At 63.2% G+C, this 13,572-nt stretch carries 16 protein-coding genes; 3 read left to right on the plus strand and 13 right to left on the minus strand.

All coding sequences use genetic code 11. The annotated features are described in order from the left end of the window. The first annotated feature begins 142 nt into the window (after nt 1-142). A complete protein-coding gene (locus tag J4D25_RS23555) occupies nt 143-862 on the plus strand; it encodes a 16S rRNA (uracil(1498)-N(3))-methyltransferase (RefSeq protein WP_057712945.1) in 720 nt (239 codons plus the stop codon). A 1-nt stretch (nt 863) separates the two neighbouring features. Here J4D25_RS23555 and J4D25_RS23560 read toward each other — a convergent pair whose 3' ends face one another. From J4D25_RS23560 to J4D25_RS23570, 3 genes are read right to left on the minus strand one after another with little or no spacing between them, the layout of a single operon-like run. Then, nucleotides 864-1,766 carry a transporter substrate-binding domain-containing protein gene (locus J4D25_RS23560; protein WP_057712944.1) on the minus strand — a complete coding sequence of 301 codons (903 nt, stop codon included), beginning with the start codon at nt 1,764-1,766 and terminating at the stop codon, nt 864-866. A gap of 29 nt (nt 1,767-1,795) precedes the next feature. Next, on the minus strand, nt 1,796-2,146 hold the full coding sequence (locus tag J4D25_RS23565) for a RidA family protein (protein WP_057712943.1): 351 nt from the start codon (nt 2,144-2,146) through the stop codon (nt 1,796-1,798). Nucleotides 2,147-2,173: 27 nt separating this feature from the next. Then, the gene (locus J4D25_RS23570) at nt 2,174-3,415 is read right to left on the minus strand and encodes a D-amino acid dehydrogenase (RefSeq protein WP_057712942.1); all 1,242 of its coding nucleotides are present in this window, start codon (nt 3,413-3,415) and stop codon (nt 2,174-2,176) included. A 109-nt stretch (nt 3,416-3,524) separates the two neighbouring features. Between J4D25_RS23570 and J4D25_RS23575 the strand changes: the two genes are divergently transcribed. Then, nucleotides 3,525-4,442 carry a LysR family transcriptional regulator gene (locus J4D25_RS23575; protein WP_057712941.1) on the plus strand — a complete coding sequence of 306 codons (918 nt, stop codon included), beginning with the start codon at nt 3,525-3,527 and terminating at the stop codon, nt 4,440-4,442. On the opposite strand, the gene J4D25_RS23580 is transcribed toward J4D25_RS23575, so the two are convergent. Then, a complete protein-coding gene (locus J4D25_RS23580) occupies nt 4,439-5,056 on the minus strand; it encodes a hemolysin III family protein (protein ID WP_057712940.1) in 618 nt (205 codons plus the stop codon). The two genes, J4D25_RS23575 and J4D25_RS23580, sit on opposite strands and share 4 nt — an antisense overlap. A 131-nt stretch (nt 5,057-5,187) precedes the next feature. Between J4D25_RS23580 and J4D25_RS23585 the strand changes: the two genes are divergently transcribed. Beyond that, entirely contained in the window at nt 5,188-6,102 is a 915-nt protein-coding gene (locus J4D25_RS23585; RefSeq protein ID WP_057712939.1) for a LysR substrate-binding domain-containing protein, read from the plus strand. Nucleotides 6,103-6,213: 111 nt separating this feature from the next. Here J4D25_RS23585 and madM read toward each other — a convergent pair whose 3' ends face one another. The 9 genes from madM to mdcA all read right to left on the minus strand — a co-directional run bounded on the left by madM (nt 6,214) and on the right by mdcA (nt 13,472). Then, nucleotides 6,214-6,978: a malonate transporter subunit MadM gene (gene madM, locus J4D25_RS23590; RefSeq protein ID WP_057712938.1), complete on the minus strand. Its 765-nt coding sequence runs from the start codon at nt 6,976-6,978 to the stop codon at nt 6,214-6,216. A gap of 1 nt (nt 6,979) precedes the next feature. Continuing rightward, nucleotides 6,980-7,396, minus strand: coding sequence for a malonate transporter subunit MadL (gene madL, locus J4D25_RS23595; protein ID WP_057712937.1), 417 nt, complete (start codon nt 7,394-7,396; stop codon nt 6,980-6,982). Between the two features lie 65 nt (nt 7,397-7,461). Beyond that, a complete protein-coding gene (gene mdcH / locus J4D25_RS23600) occupies nt 7,462-8,373 on the minus strand; it encodes a malonate decarboxylase subunit epsilon (protein WP_057712936.1) in 912 nt (303 codons plus the stop codon). Next, the gene (locus J4D25_RS23605; protein WP_057712935.1) at nt 8,370-8,990 is read right to left on the minus strand and encodes a malonate decarboxylase holo-ACP synthase; all 621 of its coding nucleotides are present in this window, start codon (nt 8,988-8,990) and stop codon (nt 8,370-8,372) included. Before J4D25_RS23605 ends, mdcH begins: the two co-directional genes overlap by 4 nt. Beyond that, nucleotides 8,984-9,787, minus strand: a complete 804-nt coding sequence (mdcE, locus tag J4D25_RS23610; RefSeq protein ID WP_057712934.1) for a biotin-independent malonate decarboxylase subunit gamma — start codon at nt 9,785-9,787, stop codon at nt 8,984-8,986. The genes J4D25_RS23605 and mdcE overlap by 7 nt, the downstream gene beginning before the upstream one ends. After that, nucleotides 9,784-10,635: a biotin-independent malonate decarboxylase subunit beta gene (locus tag J4D25_RS23615; RefSeq protein WP_057712933.1), complete on the minus strand. Its 852-nt coding sequence runs from the start codon at nt 10,633-10,635 to the stop codon at nt 9,784-9,786. The genes mdcE and J4D25_RS23615 overlap by 4 nt, the downstream gene beginning before the upstream one ends. Continuing rightward, the gene (locus J4D25_RS23620; protein ID WP_057712932.1) at nt 10,628-10,927 is read right to left on the minus strand and encodes a malonate decarboxylase subunit delta; all 300 of its coding nucleotides are present in this window, start codon (nt 10,925-10,927) and stop codon (nt 10,628-10,630) included. Before J4D25_RS23620 ends, J4D25_RS23615 begins: the two co-directional genes overlap by 8 nt. After that, a complete protein-coding gene (locus J4D25_RS23625; RefSeq protein ID WP_057712931.1) occupies nt 10,927-11,802 on the minus strand; it encodes a triphosphoribosyl-dephospho-CoA synthase in 876 nt (291 codons plus the stop codon). Before J4D25_RS23625 ends, J4D25_RS23620 begins: the two co-directional genes overlap by 1 nt. Further along, nucleotides 11,802-13,472, minus strand: coding sequence for a malonate decarboxylase subunit alpha (gene mdcA, locus J4D25_RS23630; protein WP_057712930.1), 1,671 nt, complete (start codon nt 13,470-13,472; stop codon nt 11,802-11,804). Before mdcA ends, J4D25_RS23625 begins: the two co-directional genes overlap by 1 nt. Nucleotides 13,473-13,572: the final 100 nt, after the last annotated feature.

Here is a 13,572-nt window from a genome sequence, read left to right on the forward strand (position 1 = left end):
GTCAATGTGGGAGCGAGCTTGCTCGCGATAGCGGTCTTCCAGCCACCATCAATGGTGAATGTCAGATCGTCATCGCGAGCAAGCTCGCTCCCACAGAAGTCCCCACCGTTCCATGACCAACACCCTTTTTCAGAGACCCAGCATGAGACTGTCCCGCTTCTTCATCGACGCCCCCCTGAGCATCGGCGAGCACGAGTTGCCCGAAGCCCAGGCCCACTACATCAGCCGAGTGCTGCGCATGGCCGAGGGCGATGCGTTGCAGTTGTTCGACGGTTCGGGCCAGGAGTTTCGCGCCAGGCTGGTCGACGTCGGCAAAAAGCGCGTCGTGGTGCAGGTCGATGAATGCTTCGCCGGGCAGATCGAGTCACCGCTGCAAATCCATCTCGGCCAGGGCCTGTCCCGGGGTGAACGCATGGACTGGGCGATCCAGAAAGCCACGGAACTGGGCGTCACTGAAATCACCCCGATCTTCACAGAGCGCTGCGAAGTCCGACTCAAGGACGAGCGCGCCGACAAACGCCTGCTGCACTGGCGCCAGGTGGCGATCAGCGCAAGCGAACAGTGCGGGCGTTCAAGGGTGCCGGTGATTCATCCGCCGCTGTTGCTGACTGACTGGTTGAAGCAGGCACAAGCCGAGTTGAAACTGGTGCTGCACCCGGTGGCAGAACCGTTGGTGAGCCACGCCAAACCTTCAAATCTGGCATTCCTGATCGGTCCGGAGGGTGGTTTGTCCGATGCCGAAGTCGATCAGGCCAAGGCCGGCGGCTTCCACGCCGCCCGCCTCGGTCCACGGGTGCTGCGTACCGAAACCGCGCCGGTTGTTGCACTGGCGGTGGCCCAGCAACTCTGGGGTGATTTCTAGGCTACTGCACCGGATCACTCACCGGTTTGGCAATGATCGCCTTGAGTTCGCTGGTCATCGGGAACTCAAGGTTCAAACCCTTCGGCGGGATCGGCTGCTCGAACCAGCGTTTGTAGATGCCATTGATCTCGCCCGAGCTGTACAGATCCGCCAACGCGCCGTTGACCAGCGCCAGGAACTGCGGATCGTCCTTGCGCACCATGCAGCTGTAGATCTCCCGCGATTGCTCCTCCCCGACCACCACCCACTTGTGCGGGTCATTGGCCTTGGCGCGCTCACCGTAGAGCAGCGCGTCGTCCATGTAGAACGCCGCCGCCCGGCCCGACTGCAGCATCTGGAAGGCTTCGCCGTGGTCCTTGGCGCTGATCACGAACATGTCGATCTTGTGATCGACGTTGTAGCTTTTCAGGAAGCGCTCGTTGGTGGTGCCGGCGGTAGTCACCACGTTCTTGCCGCGCAGGTCAGCGAAATTCTTGATCCCGCTGTCCTTCGCGGTCAGCAACTGGCCTTTGACATAGATGAAGCCATAGGAGAACGCCACCTGCTTCTGCCGTTCGGCGGTCACGCCGGTGGAGCCGCACTCCAGGTCCACGGTGCCGTTCTGCACCAGTGGAATGCGGGTCTGCGAGGTCACCAGGTTGTACTTCACCTTCAGGTCCGGCAGCGCCAGTTGCTGCTGGATGCGCTCGACGATCTTGCCCGCCAGATCCACCGAGTAACCCATCGGCTTGCCGCTGTGATCACCCACGTAGGAGAACGGCACCGAAGCATCGCGATAGCCCAGGGTGATGCTGTTGGCGCTGGCGATCTTGCTCAGGGTGCCGGTCAGCGGCGCTTCATTGGCCTGAACCTGACTGCCGAGCAACAGGCCAAGCGTACAAGCGAGCAACGTGTTTTTTTGCATTGTTATTCTCCGTTGTGGGTGTTGGTTTATCAGACGCGTGCAGCGATGACGGTGATTTCCACCAGCACCTGCGGGCGGGCCAGTTCGGCCTGCACGGTGGTGCGGCTCGGTGCCTGCCCCGGCGATAGCCAGGCCGACCAGACCTCATTCATCGCGGCGAAATCCTCGGTGATGTTCTTCAGGTAAATGGTCGCGCTGAGCAGATGATCCTTGTCGCTGCCCGCCTCGGCCAGCAAGGTATCGATTTTCGCCAGCACTTCGCGGGTCTGGCCGGTGGCATCCAGGGCATCGCCCGGCACCTGCCCGGAGAGAAACACCAGGTCGCCAAAGGTCACGGCGCCAGACAGGCGCGGGTTGCTGTGCAGTCGGGTAATGGTCATTGCAGTGTCCTTTTCAGAAATCAGTATTCAGGCAGCCCGGTGGCTGAAACCCTGAAGGTCAATGGAAAGCCGGCGCTCGCCGATCAGCTCGCTGAGCAAGCGCCCGCTGCCGCATGCCAGGGTGAAACCCAGCGCGCCGTGGCCGAGGTTGAGCCACAGGTTGCGATACGCCGTCGCGCCCAGCAACGGCACGCCGCTGGGGGTGGCCGGGCGCATGCCGGCCCACTCGACGGCTTCGTCATAGGCGCCGGCATTTGGAAAGGTGTCACGGGCCTGACGCTTGATCAGCGCCAGACGCTTGGGGTCCAAAGCAGGGTCGAAGCCGACGATGTCGACCATCGCCGCCACTCGCAATTGCTTACCGATGCGGGCGTAGACGATCTTGCGGTCGTAGTCGGTGATGCTCACGTCCGGTGCCCGGTGACCGGCGCCGATCGGCACGGTCAGACTGTAGCCCTTGAGCGGATAAAGCGGCAGTTGCAGCCCGGGTAGCGCCAACAACGGACTGCGGTGACCGGCAGCGATCACCAGTTGATCGACCGACAGCAATTGCCCGCCCAGTTCGATGGCGTTGACACTACCGTTGCTGTGGCGAATGCCGGTCACCGCTTGCCCGAGACGAAACTCGCAACGGCCGGATGCTTGCAGCCGCGCGGCCAGTTGCTGGCAGAAGCCGTGGCAGTCGCCGACCTCTTCGTCCGGGGTGTAGATTGCCCCGACAAAGGGCGCATCGATCAGCGCCGGTTCCAGTTGCGCGCATTCGGCCGGCGACAACACTTGCTGTTGCTGCGGGTCGGCCAGGCCTTGGCGCGCATGCTCGAAGCTGCTGTTCTGGCGGAAAGTCACCAGTTTGCCATTGCGCCGCCACTGGAATCCCGCCAGTCCATCATCCTCGCGCCAGGACTTCAATGTGTCCTGGCTGAACAACGCCAGGCGCAGCAAGTGCGCGGCGTTCTCGCGGTTGACCGAGCGGCGGCAGGCGCCGAGGAACGATGCCATCCAGCGCCACTGGGCCGGGTCGAAGCGCGGGCGCAACTTCAGCGGTGAATCGCCGCGCAGCATCCAGCCGATGGCCTGCAAAGGCACACCGGCGTCGGCCAGCGGCGCGACATAGCGATAGGACAACTGGCCGCCGTTGGCGAAGCTGGTTTCGCTGCCCAGCGAGTCCCGTGCCTCGACCACCGTCACCTCGAAGCCGTCGCGCACCAGCGCATAGGCCGTTGCCAGGCCAATCACGCCGCCACCGATGATGCACACACGCTGAGCCATGTCCGTCCTTAAAACCGTAGTGAAGACGACACCGAGGTTAGAGCCAGGTGACAGACGTTGAACAATGCATAAAGATGGCAAACCCATAAACAAAGGTTATGGACTTGCCATGCGCCTTCGCCATATCGAGATTTTCCAGGCCATCCGCCAGACCGGCTCAATCAGCGCCGCCGCGCAATTGCTGCATGTCTCGCAGCCGGCGGTGAGCAAGGTGTTGCAACACGCCGAGCAACAATTGGGCTTCTCGTTGTTCCTGCGGGTGCGCGGCAAGTTGCAAGCGACCCCGGAAGCGCTGGAGCTGGAGCGCGAAGTGGACAAGGTCAGCGAAAGCCTGCAAGGCGTGCGGCGCCTGGCGCAGAGCCTGCGCCGCGAACCTGGCCACAGCCTGCGCATCGGTGCCACCCCGGCGCTGGCCCTGTCATTGCTGCCACCGGCCATTCACGAATGGACCGGGCGTTACCCGGACATCGTTTGCGAACTCTCCAGCGCCCACAGTCGCGAACTGGTGCAGAACCTGTTGATGCGCGAAGTGGATGTCGCCCTGACCCTGCAACGCCCGGATCACCCGGGGCTCAAGGCCCAGGCGCTGGCGTCCGGCGTGCTGGTGGCGCTGGCGCCGAGTGGTTACTGGCCTCAGGAAGAGGTGGGTAAACCGTTGCCACTGATGGCGTTGGCGGATGCGCCGCTGATCGGTTTATCCAGCGCCGATCCGCTGGCCGCGCGGCTCGACAGTTACCTGGAAGCGGTAGAACCGCCGCCCCGGGTACGCATCGCCGTGCAAACCTACTCATTGGCACGGGCGATGGTGGAATCTGGCGCGGGCCTGGCGGTGATCGATCCGTTCACCGCCCTTGGCGCCTCTCCCGCCACCACAACGATCCGCCCTCTGGCACCGCCGTTACCCATCACCCTGTACGCAGTGACCCGCGCCGCCGAACCACCGCCCCACACCTTGAACAATCTGTTGCAGGTATTCAGCCGTCGAGCCCGGGAGCAGTTGGATCGCCTGGTCCCGGTGCAGCCTTAAAGGACATAAAACAAAATCGCCACAAAGTGCAGCAAACTCCCGGCGATCACGAACAGATGCCAGATCCCGTGGGCATGGCGCAGGCGATGATCGAGGGCAAAAAAGATAATCCCCACGGTGTACAACACCCCGCCCGATGCCAGCCACGCAAACCCGGCGCCGCCCAGCGCCGCGAGCAGCGGCTTGACCGCCACCAGTACAATCCAGCCCATCACCGCATAAATCACGATCGACAGAATCCGCGCTTCCGAACGCGGCTTTATCTCTTGCAGGATGCCGATCAGCGCCAGTCCCCAGACAATCCCGAACAACGTCCAGCCCCACGGCCCGCGCAGGGTCACCAGGCAGAACGGCGTGTAGCTGCCGGCGATCAACAGGTAGATCGAAAAGTGATCGACCTTCTGCATGATCGCTTTCTTGCGCCCACGCACGCTGTGGTACACGGTCGACGCGCTGTAAAGCACCATCAGGGTAAAGGCGTAGATCGCCATGCTGACAATCTTCCACGGACTGCCGTCGAGACTGGCCAGCACAATCAGCCACACCCCGCCGATAAACGCCGCCACGGCCCCAACAAGATGCGTCCAGGCGTTCAGTCTTTCCCCGTGATACATGCGTTGCTCACCTCGAAATTCGTTACCGCAAAGCGCAAGGCTCAGGCTTGAAGCGTAAAAGCGCAATGTTTCTGTACGACGGGCCCGGAGTAATTGGGCACAATCGAGTCATTCCAAAAAGAGTCCGCCCCATGCTGATCGATGAAGAGTTGACCCTGAAAAAACTCGAGGTGTTCTTGGCTTTCATGCGCACCGGCAACCTGGCGCGGGCCGCTGCCGAATTGCAGACCAGTAACGTCAGCGTGCATCGGGCGATCCATTCCCTGGAAAGCGCCCTGCGCTGCCCCCTGTTCAAGCACGAGGGCCGCAGCCTGACGCCGCTGGAAAGCGCCTATGTGCTGGAAGAGCGGGCGCAGAAGCTGATTCAGGATGTCGTCGAAAGCGTGCGCCTGACCCGCGAAGCCGCCGGGTTCTCCGCCGAACGTTTCAAGCTGGGCTCGCTGTATTCACTGACGGTCAAGACCGTGCCGCAACTGATCATGGGTTTGAAGATCCGCCGCAGCGAGCTCAACATCGACCTGATTCTGGGCTCCAACATCGACCTGCTCTACAAGCTCAAGAACATGGAAGTCGATGCGGCCCTGGTGTCGCTGGACGACAGTGTCAACGACCCGGATTGCGAGCAGATCCCGCTGTTTTCCGACGACATCTTCCTCGCCACCCCCGCCGACTCGAAGTTTGCCCAGCGAACCGAAGTCGACCTGGCCGAGGTCCGCGACGAAACCTTCATCACCCTGACCCAGGGCTTCGCCACCCATCAGGACGGCAAGCGGGTATTCGAGCAGGCAGGGTTCGAACCGAAGGTGGCGATGCAGGTCAACGACATCTTCACCCTGCTGAGCATGGTCAGTTCGGGCGTGGGTTATGCGTTGCTGCCGGGGCGGATTGCGGCGGTGTACGAGAACCGGGTGAAGCTGATCCCGTTGCAGGAAAAGTACCGGTTGCAGCAGCACATTGGCGTGGTGTTCCTGAAAGCCAAGGAGCGTGATCCGAATCTGCTGGCGTTGCTGGCGGAGTGTCGGATGTATGCCAATCGGCAGGCTTGAGACCTTATCGACCCCATCGCGAGCAAGCTCGCTCCCACATAGGAATGCTATTCCCTGTGGGAGCGAACTTGCTCGCGATGACGTCTGAACATTCAATGACGATGCAGCGGACTACCCGACAATCCCGCGAACAATGAAGTACAACAACGAAGGCCCCAGCAAGCACCCAAGCCCGGTGTGGAAGGTCGCGGTCAGCGCGCCATAAGGCACCAGGCGCCGATCCGTCGCCGCCAAACCGGCAGTCACGCCACTGACCGTCCCGGCCAGCCCACCGAACACCATCGCCGAGCGCGGATTGTCCAGGCCCATCCAGCGCGCTGCCATCGGCGTGCCGACCATCACCAGAATCGCCTTGATCAGACCGGTGGCAATCGACAGCGCCACCACATCGGAACTGGCGCCAATGGCCGCGCCGGTCACCGGCCCGACAATGTAAGTCACCGCACCGGCGCCAATAGTGGTCATGCTCACCGCATCGCGGTAACCGAATGCCCAGGCCATGCACGCGCCGACAATAAACGGCAGCACCGTGCCCAACAGCAGCGCGATCACGCCGATCAAGCCGGCTTTTTTCGCTTCAGTGGCCTGCACCTCGAAGGCCGTGGCGACGATGGCGAAGTCCCGCAGCATGGCGCCGCCCATCAGCCCGATGCCGGAAAACAGGGTCAGGTCCGCCAGGCCTTTTTGCCCGCCGGTCATCGTGCCGCCGACCCAGGCCAGCACCAGGCCGATGACGATGGCAATCGCCGAGCCGTGGATACGCCCGAAGGTCAGGCGTTTGGAGATCACTACTGACACCCACATGATCACGCCGACAAAGGCGAATGCGGTGACCAGACCGTTGTGTTCCAGACCGTTCTTGATGAGTTCCCACATATCAGCGACCTCCTGCCGGTGCGCCAACCGGCGTTACATCCACCGGTTCATCGGGCAAGGGTTCGCCTCTATGGGTCCGGCTGATCAGGGCAATGGTGCAGCCGCAGATCACCACCGAACCGATCGCTGCCAACACCGCCACCGGACCACCATGCAGCGCCGTGACCACGTTTTGTTGCGCCGCCATCGCCACCACCACCGGGATGTACATCGCGCCCCAGAAGCCGACGCCCATCTCGCAATCCTTGGTCATGCCGCCACGCTTGTGCATCCACAACCGTGCGCAAATCAGCAGGATCATCGCGATCCCGACACCGCCGACGTTTGACTTCACACCCAGCAACACCCCGAGCATGTCCCCCATGATCACCCCTGCCAGCGTACAGATCGCCAACAGCGCCACACCGTAAATAATCATTGCTGTAGTCCTCAAAGTGCATTTCGAATGTTGTTTTTGTTGTGCGAAGCCTTAAGTCAGATGATCTAAGGGTGGCGGCTTCCCTCCTCACGCATCAGCGCCTGCAAGGTGTCGAGCCGTGCACCGTCGAAGGCAATCACGGTGCCCTGCTCGAACACCCGGCGCGCCAGTCCGGTCAGCACCGCACCGGGCGGCAGTTCGATCTGTAGACGTACGCCGCGCTCGTAGGCGCTTTGTACCGTGCCGCGCCAATCGACGATGCGGCACATGTTGAAGGCCAGGTCGTCACGCAAGGCTTCAGGCTTGATCAGCGGACGCGCGCGACTGCCGCTCAGGTAGCCCATCTTCGGGGTGTGCAGCGGCACCTTGGCGAAGGCTTCGGCCAACCGTTGCGCGGGCGCCTCAAGCAATGGGCAGTGGGACGGCACGCCCACTGCCAGACGCTTGGCCAAGCCCGCTCCGCAACCTTTCGCCAACCCGGCCACCGCTTTCATCGCCGCGTCGCTACCGGCAATCACCACCTGGTTATCGGCGTTGATATTGGCCAGATAAACCGGCATTTGCGCGCTGTGCACCCGGGCCAGTAATCCTTCCACCGTGGCCAGGTCCAGACCGATGATCGCGGTCATGCCGTAGCCCTGTGGATAAGCCTGCTGCATCAGCTCACCGCGCAGGCTGACCAGATGCAGCGCATCGCTGAAACCCAAGGCACCGGCCACCACCGCTGCCGGGTAAGCGCCGATCGACAAGCCGGCCACGTAGTCCGGCGCCATGCCCAACTGGCGTGAAGCAGCGACGCCGGCGATCAGCAGGCAAAGCTGAACCGCCCTCGTCGACTGCAACGCCTCGGCAGAATCCAGCTGCGTCACATCCTCACCGAGCAGGTCGCTCGCCTCGTTCAACGTTTCCCGAGGCAAACGCGCCAGCATTCCGGGCTGTTGCGCGCCCTGGCCGGGGAACACCAGCAAGCTGCTCATGCTGCTTGCTCCTGTGGATTCCACGGATCAGTCACCAGGGTGGCTTGAATGGCATTTTTCAGCAGGACCCGCGACGAAGCACCGGCCCATTCGCGCAAGGCAACGGCGCCCGACGGTGCCTGCAGTTGCAGGTCCACGCGGCACACGACGGCATCAAGAATGGCCACCAACGCCTGCGCGTCGACACGACTCAATGGACGTGGCGTACGCAGGATCAGGTCGAGGTCGCTGCCCTCGTGCAAAGCGGCAAACCCACTGGCCAACTCGAACCCGGCGCTGCCGCTGACACCCCAGACCCAACCACTGTCATCGAGGTGCGAACGCAGTTGCGCCAAGGCACGCAGCGCCGGGAAATCGCGCCGGCCTTGAACATGGCGAAGCTCTTCCGGCTGCACCCGCCGGGTGATGGCGGCGACGTCCATCACCGCGGCAAATCGCTGTTCGCGCAACGGCCCGCGCACGCCCACCGCCACCTGCCTCGCCGCGCTCAAGGCGCGACGGACTACCACCGGCTGGCCGGCACTGATCGACTCGATCACCCACGCAGGCGCATCCGCAGGCAACTGCTGCGGGGTCATGCCCCACAGCAGGTCGTGAGCCAGTAGCCTGCTCACCACTGCGCTCTCAGCAATTGACGAACCTTGCTCGACGCCGCCCGATTGGCCGCACCCAGCCGACCGCTCAGATCACGGCCAGCGGCGGCCACATCGTCAATCGCCTGATGCAGGCACTCGGTCACCCGCGCCAGATCCGCCGCCGTCGGCTGCTCGATCTTCTCCACCGCCAAGGTTTCCCACAGCAACCCGAGGCTGGCATAGCTGTCGATGTCATAGGCCATCGGCGGCACGCTGGCAGCCAAGGCTTCGAGCTCTTCGACGCTGCGCAAGGTCACACGCGCCGCCGACGCCTTGCCCATGGCGTGCACCATCACTCCCGGATCGCGCAGGGCGATCAAGCGATTGGCCTGATAGCCGTGGGCCAGAAACGCGCCCGACATCGCCTTGCCCACCAGCAAACCGATCACCGCATGACCGGCCAGACGGGCACGGGCATAACTGCCCGCCGCAGCGGCCAGCGCCTGATGAATGCCGAGGGCTTCCTCCCGTCGACCGTAAGCCTGGCTCGGCACGTCGACGATGGCGATCAGAGCGCGCTTGCGTGCCTTGTTTTGATCGGTGGCGATGACTTCATCCACGGCCTTGGCCAGGCCCCAGCCTTCGAGCAAACCCACTTCGCCGTTACGTGCACGGACGAAGCGGTTTTCCGGGTCGGCCACCACCGCGAGGAAACGCACAGGCTGATCGCCCAGCACGGCGTCCGCGACCTTCAGCGAAGCCGGCAAACCCTCGACCGCTTTCGCTCCGGCGCTCAAGGCGTTGAACCAGTTCAAGCCTCGCAGGGAATACGAACTCATGGGCGTTCTCCTTGGTACAGATCGCGAACCACAGACGGCTCGATTTGCGGTTCGGCATCCAGACGCGCCAACCGTTGCAGGAACAACCCGGCCTGTTGGCTACGCGGTTGCGCTGGCAATCCTTGCTGGAGTAACTCACCCACCTGCTGGCGGATCTGCGCCACGTCGTCGGCAACATAGCGATCCACCAGACCACTGGCGAAGCGTTGCTCGCCACCGGTCAGGCTCCAGATGAAAGGCCGGTCGCGGGAGTCGTACTCCTCGAGTCCGGCTTCCTGTTCGATCACCTGCGGGCCGTTCAGGCCGAGCCGCGCTTCCTGGGTCACCAACAGATAGCTGCACAACCCGGCGGCAATCGACATGCCGCCAAAGCAACCGACGCTGCCCGCCACCACACCGACCACGGGTTGGTATTGCTGCAAATCGACAATCGCCGCGTGGATGTCGGCAATTGCCGCCAGGCCGAGGTTGGCTTCCTGCAAGCGCACGCCGCCGGTTTCCAGCAGCAGCACGGCGCGGGTCGGGATACCGTTGCGGTTGTCTTCGGCGGCCAGTTCCAGCGCGCCGGCAATTTTTGCTCCGCCGACTTCACCGAGGCTGCCGCCCTGGAACGCGCCTTCGATGGCCGCGATCACCACCGGCAAACCATCGAGATTGCCCTTGGCGATCACCACGCCGTCGTCGGCTTGCGGCACCACGCCCTGGCGCGACAGCCACGGCGACATGATCCGTTGAAAGGGGTCGAGCAGTTCGCGGAAGGTGCCGGCATCGAGCAGGGCCTTGGCCCGTTGCCGGGCACCGAGTTCGACGAAGCTGTGCTTGTTGAGCAAAGATGCGCTGTCAGTCATGGCCGATCTCCTCGAAGCCCTGTTCCAGACGCAGACGCACCACGCCGGGTGTCGCGCCGAAATCGTGGATGTCGATGTCCATCGCCGGCGGTGTCTGACCGTCGAACATCCGTGCAAACAGATGCCGCCAGCGTTGTTCGCTGCCGTTGACCGAGGTCTGCACATTGATCGTCAACTTGCCGGCCTGACCCGGTTCGATCAGCACTTCCAGATCGCCAGAGCCGACACAACCCACCAGGGTGCGACCGCGTGGCGGCTGCCCGGCGGGGAATTCAAAGGATAAGGTTTCCATCAAAACACTCCCTGGATAAGGCCGTCGCCAGACGCGATACGGTCGATGAACAGGCAGGCTGCGAGCAGGTCGGCAGCGCCACCGGGCGAGGCATTCAACGCGATGAGTTGTTGGTCCAGCTCATGCAGGCGGCGACGTCCGCCGAGGCTGGCGCTGCCGCCCGCATCGAGCACCGCCCGGGCGCCCAGTTGCATGGTGTGCAGGCCTTCTTCACCGGCGCGGTAAAGCACGCAGGTGTCGGCCAGACTCGTCATGATCGCCAACAGTGCGTCGAGCCGGGCGTTCTGCTCGCCATGACCGGCGGCGCGGCTGCGCAGCAGTTGTGGCAGTGCACGTTGGGTCACCGCCGGAAAACCCAGTTGCGCTTCTTCACGGGCACCGCGAGCACCGTAGCGTTGGGCGACTTGCGCACCGTGACTGAGCGGACGTGGCGCAAAACGGTCGTCGAGCAGGGCCAGCCGCGCCGCCCGTAACGCCACGCTATTGGCGTTGCAGGATTGAGGTTCCAGTGCAGCGGCAGTGATCAGCAAGCCCAAGGCCCAGATCGCCCCGCGATGGGTGTTCACCCCGCCGGTGGTGTCGAGCATGGCTTGCTCACCTTCGCGACCGATGCGGCCCACGGCTTCGCGCAGGGGCAAGCCGATCTCGCCGAACTCGATGGCGGCTTCCGCCATTTCTTTAAAGGCCGGCCACAAGGACAGAGCCGAGGCGTGCATCAGCCCCAGGTGCAAATCGGTGTGGGCGCCATTGCCGCGACGGTCGACCAGTGCCGGTTTCGGCGACAGATCAGCCTCGTCGATCAGCGCATCCACTGCCAGGTCCGCCAGCCGTTCGGCCAGGCTCAGGCTTTTTGGTTGCAGGTTAAGTGCGTGCATTACCAGCTCCTGAACTTGGCGGGCGGGTTGTAGAGGCCACCGGACCACTCCACCAGATCGGCCACGCTTTTCGCCGCGAGCAGTTCGCGGGTGGCGTCCGTGCGGCGGATGCCGAGGTCTTCGGGCAAGGCGATCAGGCCTTCGCGGCGCATGCGCGCGGTGTCTTTGGGGTTGTGGCGCAGGCCGATGGCGGTCACTCCGGCGACGGCGGCGATCATCGCCTGGCGTTCTTCCAGTGAGCGCGCCTTGTACAGGTAGGCGATGCCTTCTTCGGTCAACAAGTGGGTGACGTCGTCGCCGTAGACCATGATCGGCGCCAGTGGCATGCCGCTTTTCTTCGCCACATCCACCGCATCGAGGGTTTCGACGAAGGTCGGTTTGCCGCCCTCCTGAAAGGTCTCGACCATCTGCACCACAAGTTTCTTGCCGCGTTCGAGCATCGGCTCGGCCACATCGGTATTGCGCATGTCGAGCCAGGCCGGCGTGCCATGGCGACGACCGCGTGGGTCGTGGCCCATGTTTGGTGCGCCGCCGAAACCGGCCAAGCGCCCGCGGGTGACGGTGGAAGAATGGCCGTCGCCATCGACCTGCAAAGTCGCGCCGATGAACAGGTCCACGGCGTATTGCCCGGCCAGCTGGCTGAACATCCGGTTGGAACGCAGGGAGCCGTCGCGCCCGGTAAAGAACACATCCGGCCGCGCCGCAATGTAGTTCTCCATCCCCAGTTCGGTGCCAAAGCAATGCACGCTTTCGACCCAACCACTCTCAATCGCCGGGATCAGCGTCGGGTGCGGGTTGAGCGTCCAGTTACGGCAGATCTTGCCTTTGAGGCCGAGGGATTCGCCGTAGGTCGGCAGGATCAATTCGATGGCAGCGGTGTTGAAACCGATGCCGTGGTTGAGCGACTGCACATTGTGTTTTTCGTAGATCCCGCGAATCGCCATCATCGCCATCAGCACGTGCACAGGCTTGATGTGCCGAGGGTCGCGGGTGAACAGCGGTTCGATATAGAACGGCTTGTCGGCCACCACCACGAAGTCGACCCAGGACGCGGGGATGTCGACGCGCGGCAGGTCGCTGACGTCGTCCACCAACTGGTTGACCTGGACGATGACGATGCCGTCGCTGAAGGCCGCCGGTTCGATCAGCGCCGGGGTGTCTTCGGTGCTCGGCCCGGTGTAGATGTTGCCGGCGCGGTCGGCCATGAACCCGGCCGACAACACGACGTTGGGAATCAGGTCCACCACCAGCCGTGCGTAGAGTTCGATGTAGGTGTGGATCGCGCCGACTTCCAGCAGGCCGTCTTCGAGCAACTGGCTGATGCGCAGGCTCTGGGTGCCGGCGAAAGAGAAGTCGAGTTTGCGGGCGATGCCCCGTTCGAACAGATCCAGGTGCTCGGCGCGGCCGACGCTGGGCATGATCATGTGCAGGTCATGCAGCTTCGCGGGGTCGGCCTTGGCCAGGGAACGGGAAAGGAAATCCGCCTGCTTCTGGTTGTTGCCTTCGAGCACCACGCGGTCGCCGGGCAGAATCAGCGCTTCAAGCGCCGCGACGATGTTGTCGGTGGGCAACACCACACCGTCGGCAAGACCTCGCACCAGCTCGAGGCGCCGCTGCTTTTCGCTGCGCCGCCGCGTCCATCGCGAGTCGGGGGATATTGTTGTTGTCATGACCACTCCACGGGTTCGCTGTCGTGGGGGTCACCTTAGGAGTGTTGGTTGGGGGTATCAATCAAGCAGAGTGGTGGATCGTTACGCTCAGGTTAATGAT

Source organism: Pseudomonas sp. GW456-L13, assembly GCF_017350115.1.
Taxonomy (GTDB): domain Bacteria; phylum Pseudomonadota; class Gammaproteobacteria; order Pseudomonadales; family Pseudomonadaceae; genus Aquipseudomonas; species Aquipseudomonas jessenii.

Coding starts and splice junctions, on each gene's coding strand:
- J4D25_RS23575 (WP_057712941.1), top strand. CDS start 3,525: ATGCGCCTTCGCCATATCGAGATTTTCCAGGCCATCCGCCAGACCGGC.
- mdcA (WP_057712930.1), bottom strand. CDS start 13,472: ATGACAACAACAATATCCCCCGACTCGCGATGGACGCGGCGGCGCAGC.
- J4D25_RS23555 (WP_057712945.1), top strand. CDS start 143: ATGAGACTGTCCCGCTTCTTCATCGACGCCCCCCTGAGCATCGGCGAG.
- J4D25_RS23565 (WP_057712943.1), bottom strand. CDS start 2,146: ATGACCATTACCCGACTGCACAGCAACCCGCGCCTGTCTGGCGCCGTG.
- J4D25_RS23585 (WP_057712939.1), top strand. CDS start 5,188: ATGCTGATCGATGAAGAGTTGACCCTGAAAAAACTCGAGGTGTTCTTG.
- mdcE (WP_057712934.1), bottom strand. CDS start 9,787: ATGAGTTCGTATTCCCTGCGAGGCTTGAACTGGTTCAACGCCTTGAGC.
- J4D25_RS23615 (WP_057712933.1), bottom strand. CDS start 10,635: ATGACTGACAGCGCATCTTTGCTCAACAAGCACAGCTTCGTCGAACTC.
- J4D25_RS23560 (WP_057712944.1), bottom strand. CDS start 1,766: ATGCAAAAAAACACGTTGCTCGCTTGTACGCTTGGCCTGTTGCTCGGC.
- J4D25_RS23625 (WP_057712931.1), bottom strand. CDS start 11,802: ATGCACGCACTTAACCTGCAACCAAAAAGCCTGAGCCTGGCCGAACGG.
- J4D25_RS23570 (WP_057712942.1), bottom strand. CDS start 3,415: ATGGCTCAGCGTGTGTGCATCATCGGTGGCGGCGTGATTGGCCTGGCA.
- mdcH (WP_057712936.1), bottom strand. CDS start 8,373: ATGAGCAGCTTGCTGGTGTTCCCCGGCCAGGGCGCGCAACAGCCCGGA.
- madM (WP_057712938.1), bottom strand. CDS start 6,978: ATGTGGGAACTCATCAAGAACGGTCTGGAACACAACGGTCTGGTCACC.
- J4D25_RS23580 (WP_057712940.1), bottom strand. CDS start 5,056: ATGTATCACGGGGAAAGACTGAACGCCTGGACGCATCTTGTTGGGGCC.
- J4D25_RS23620 (WP_057712932.1), bottom strand. CDS start 10,927: ATGGAAACCTTATCCTTTGAATTCCCCGCCGGGCAGCCGCCACGCGGT.
- madL (WP_057712937.1), bottom strand. CDS start 7,396: ATGATTATTTACGGTGTGGCGCTGTTGGCGATCTGTACGCTGGCAGGG.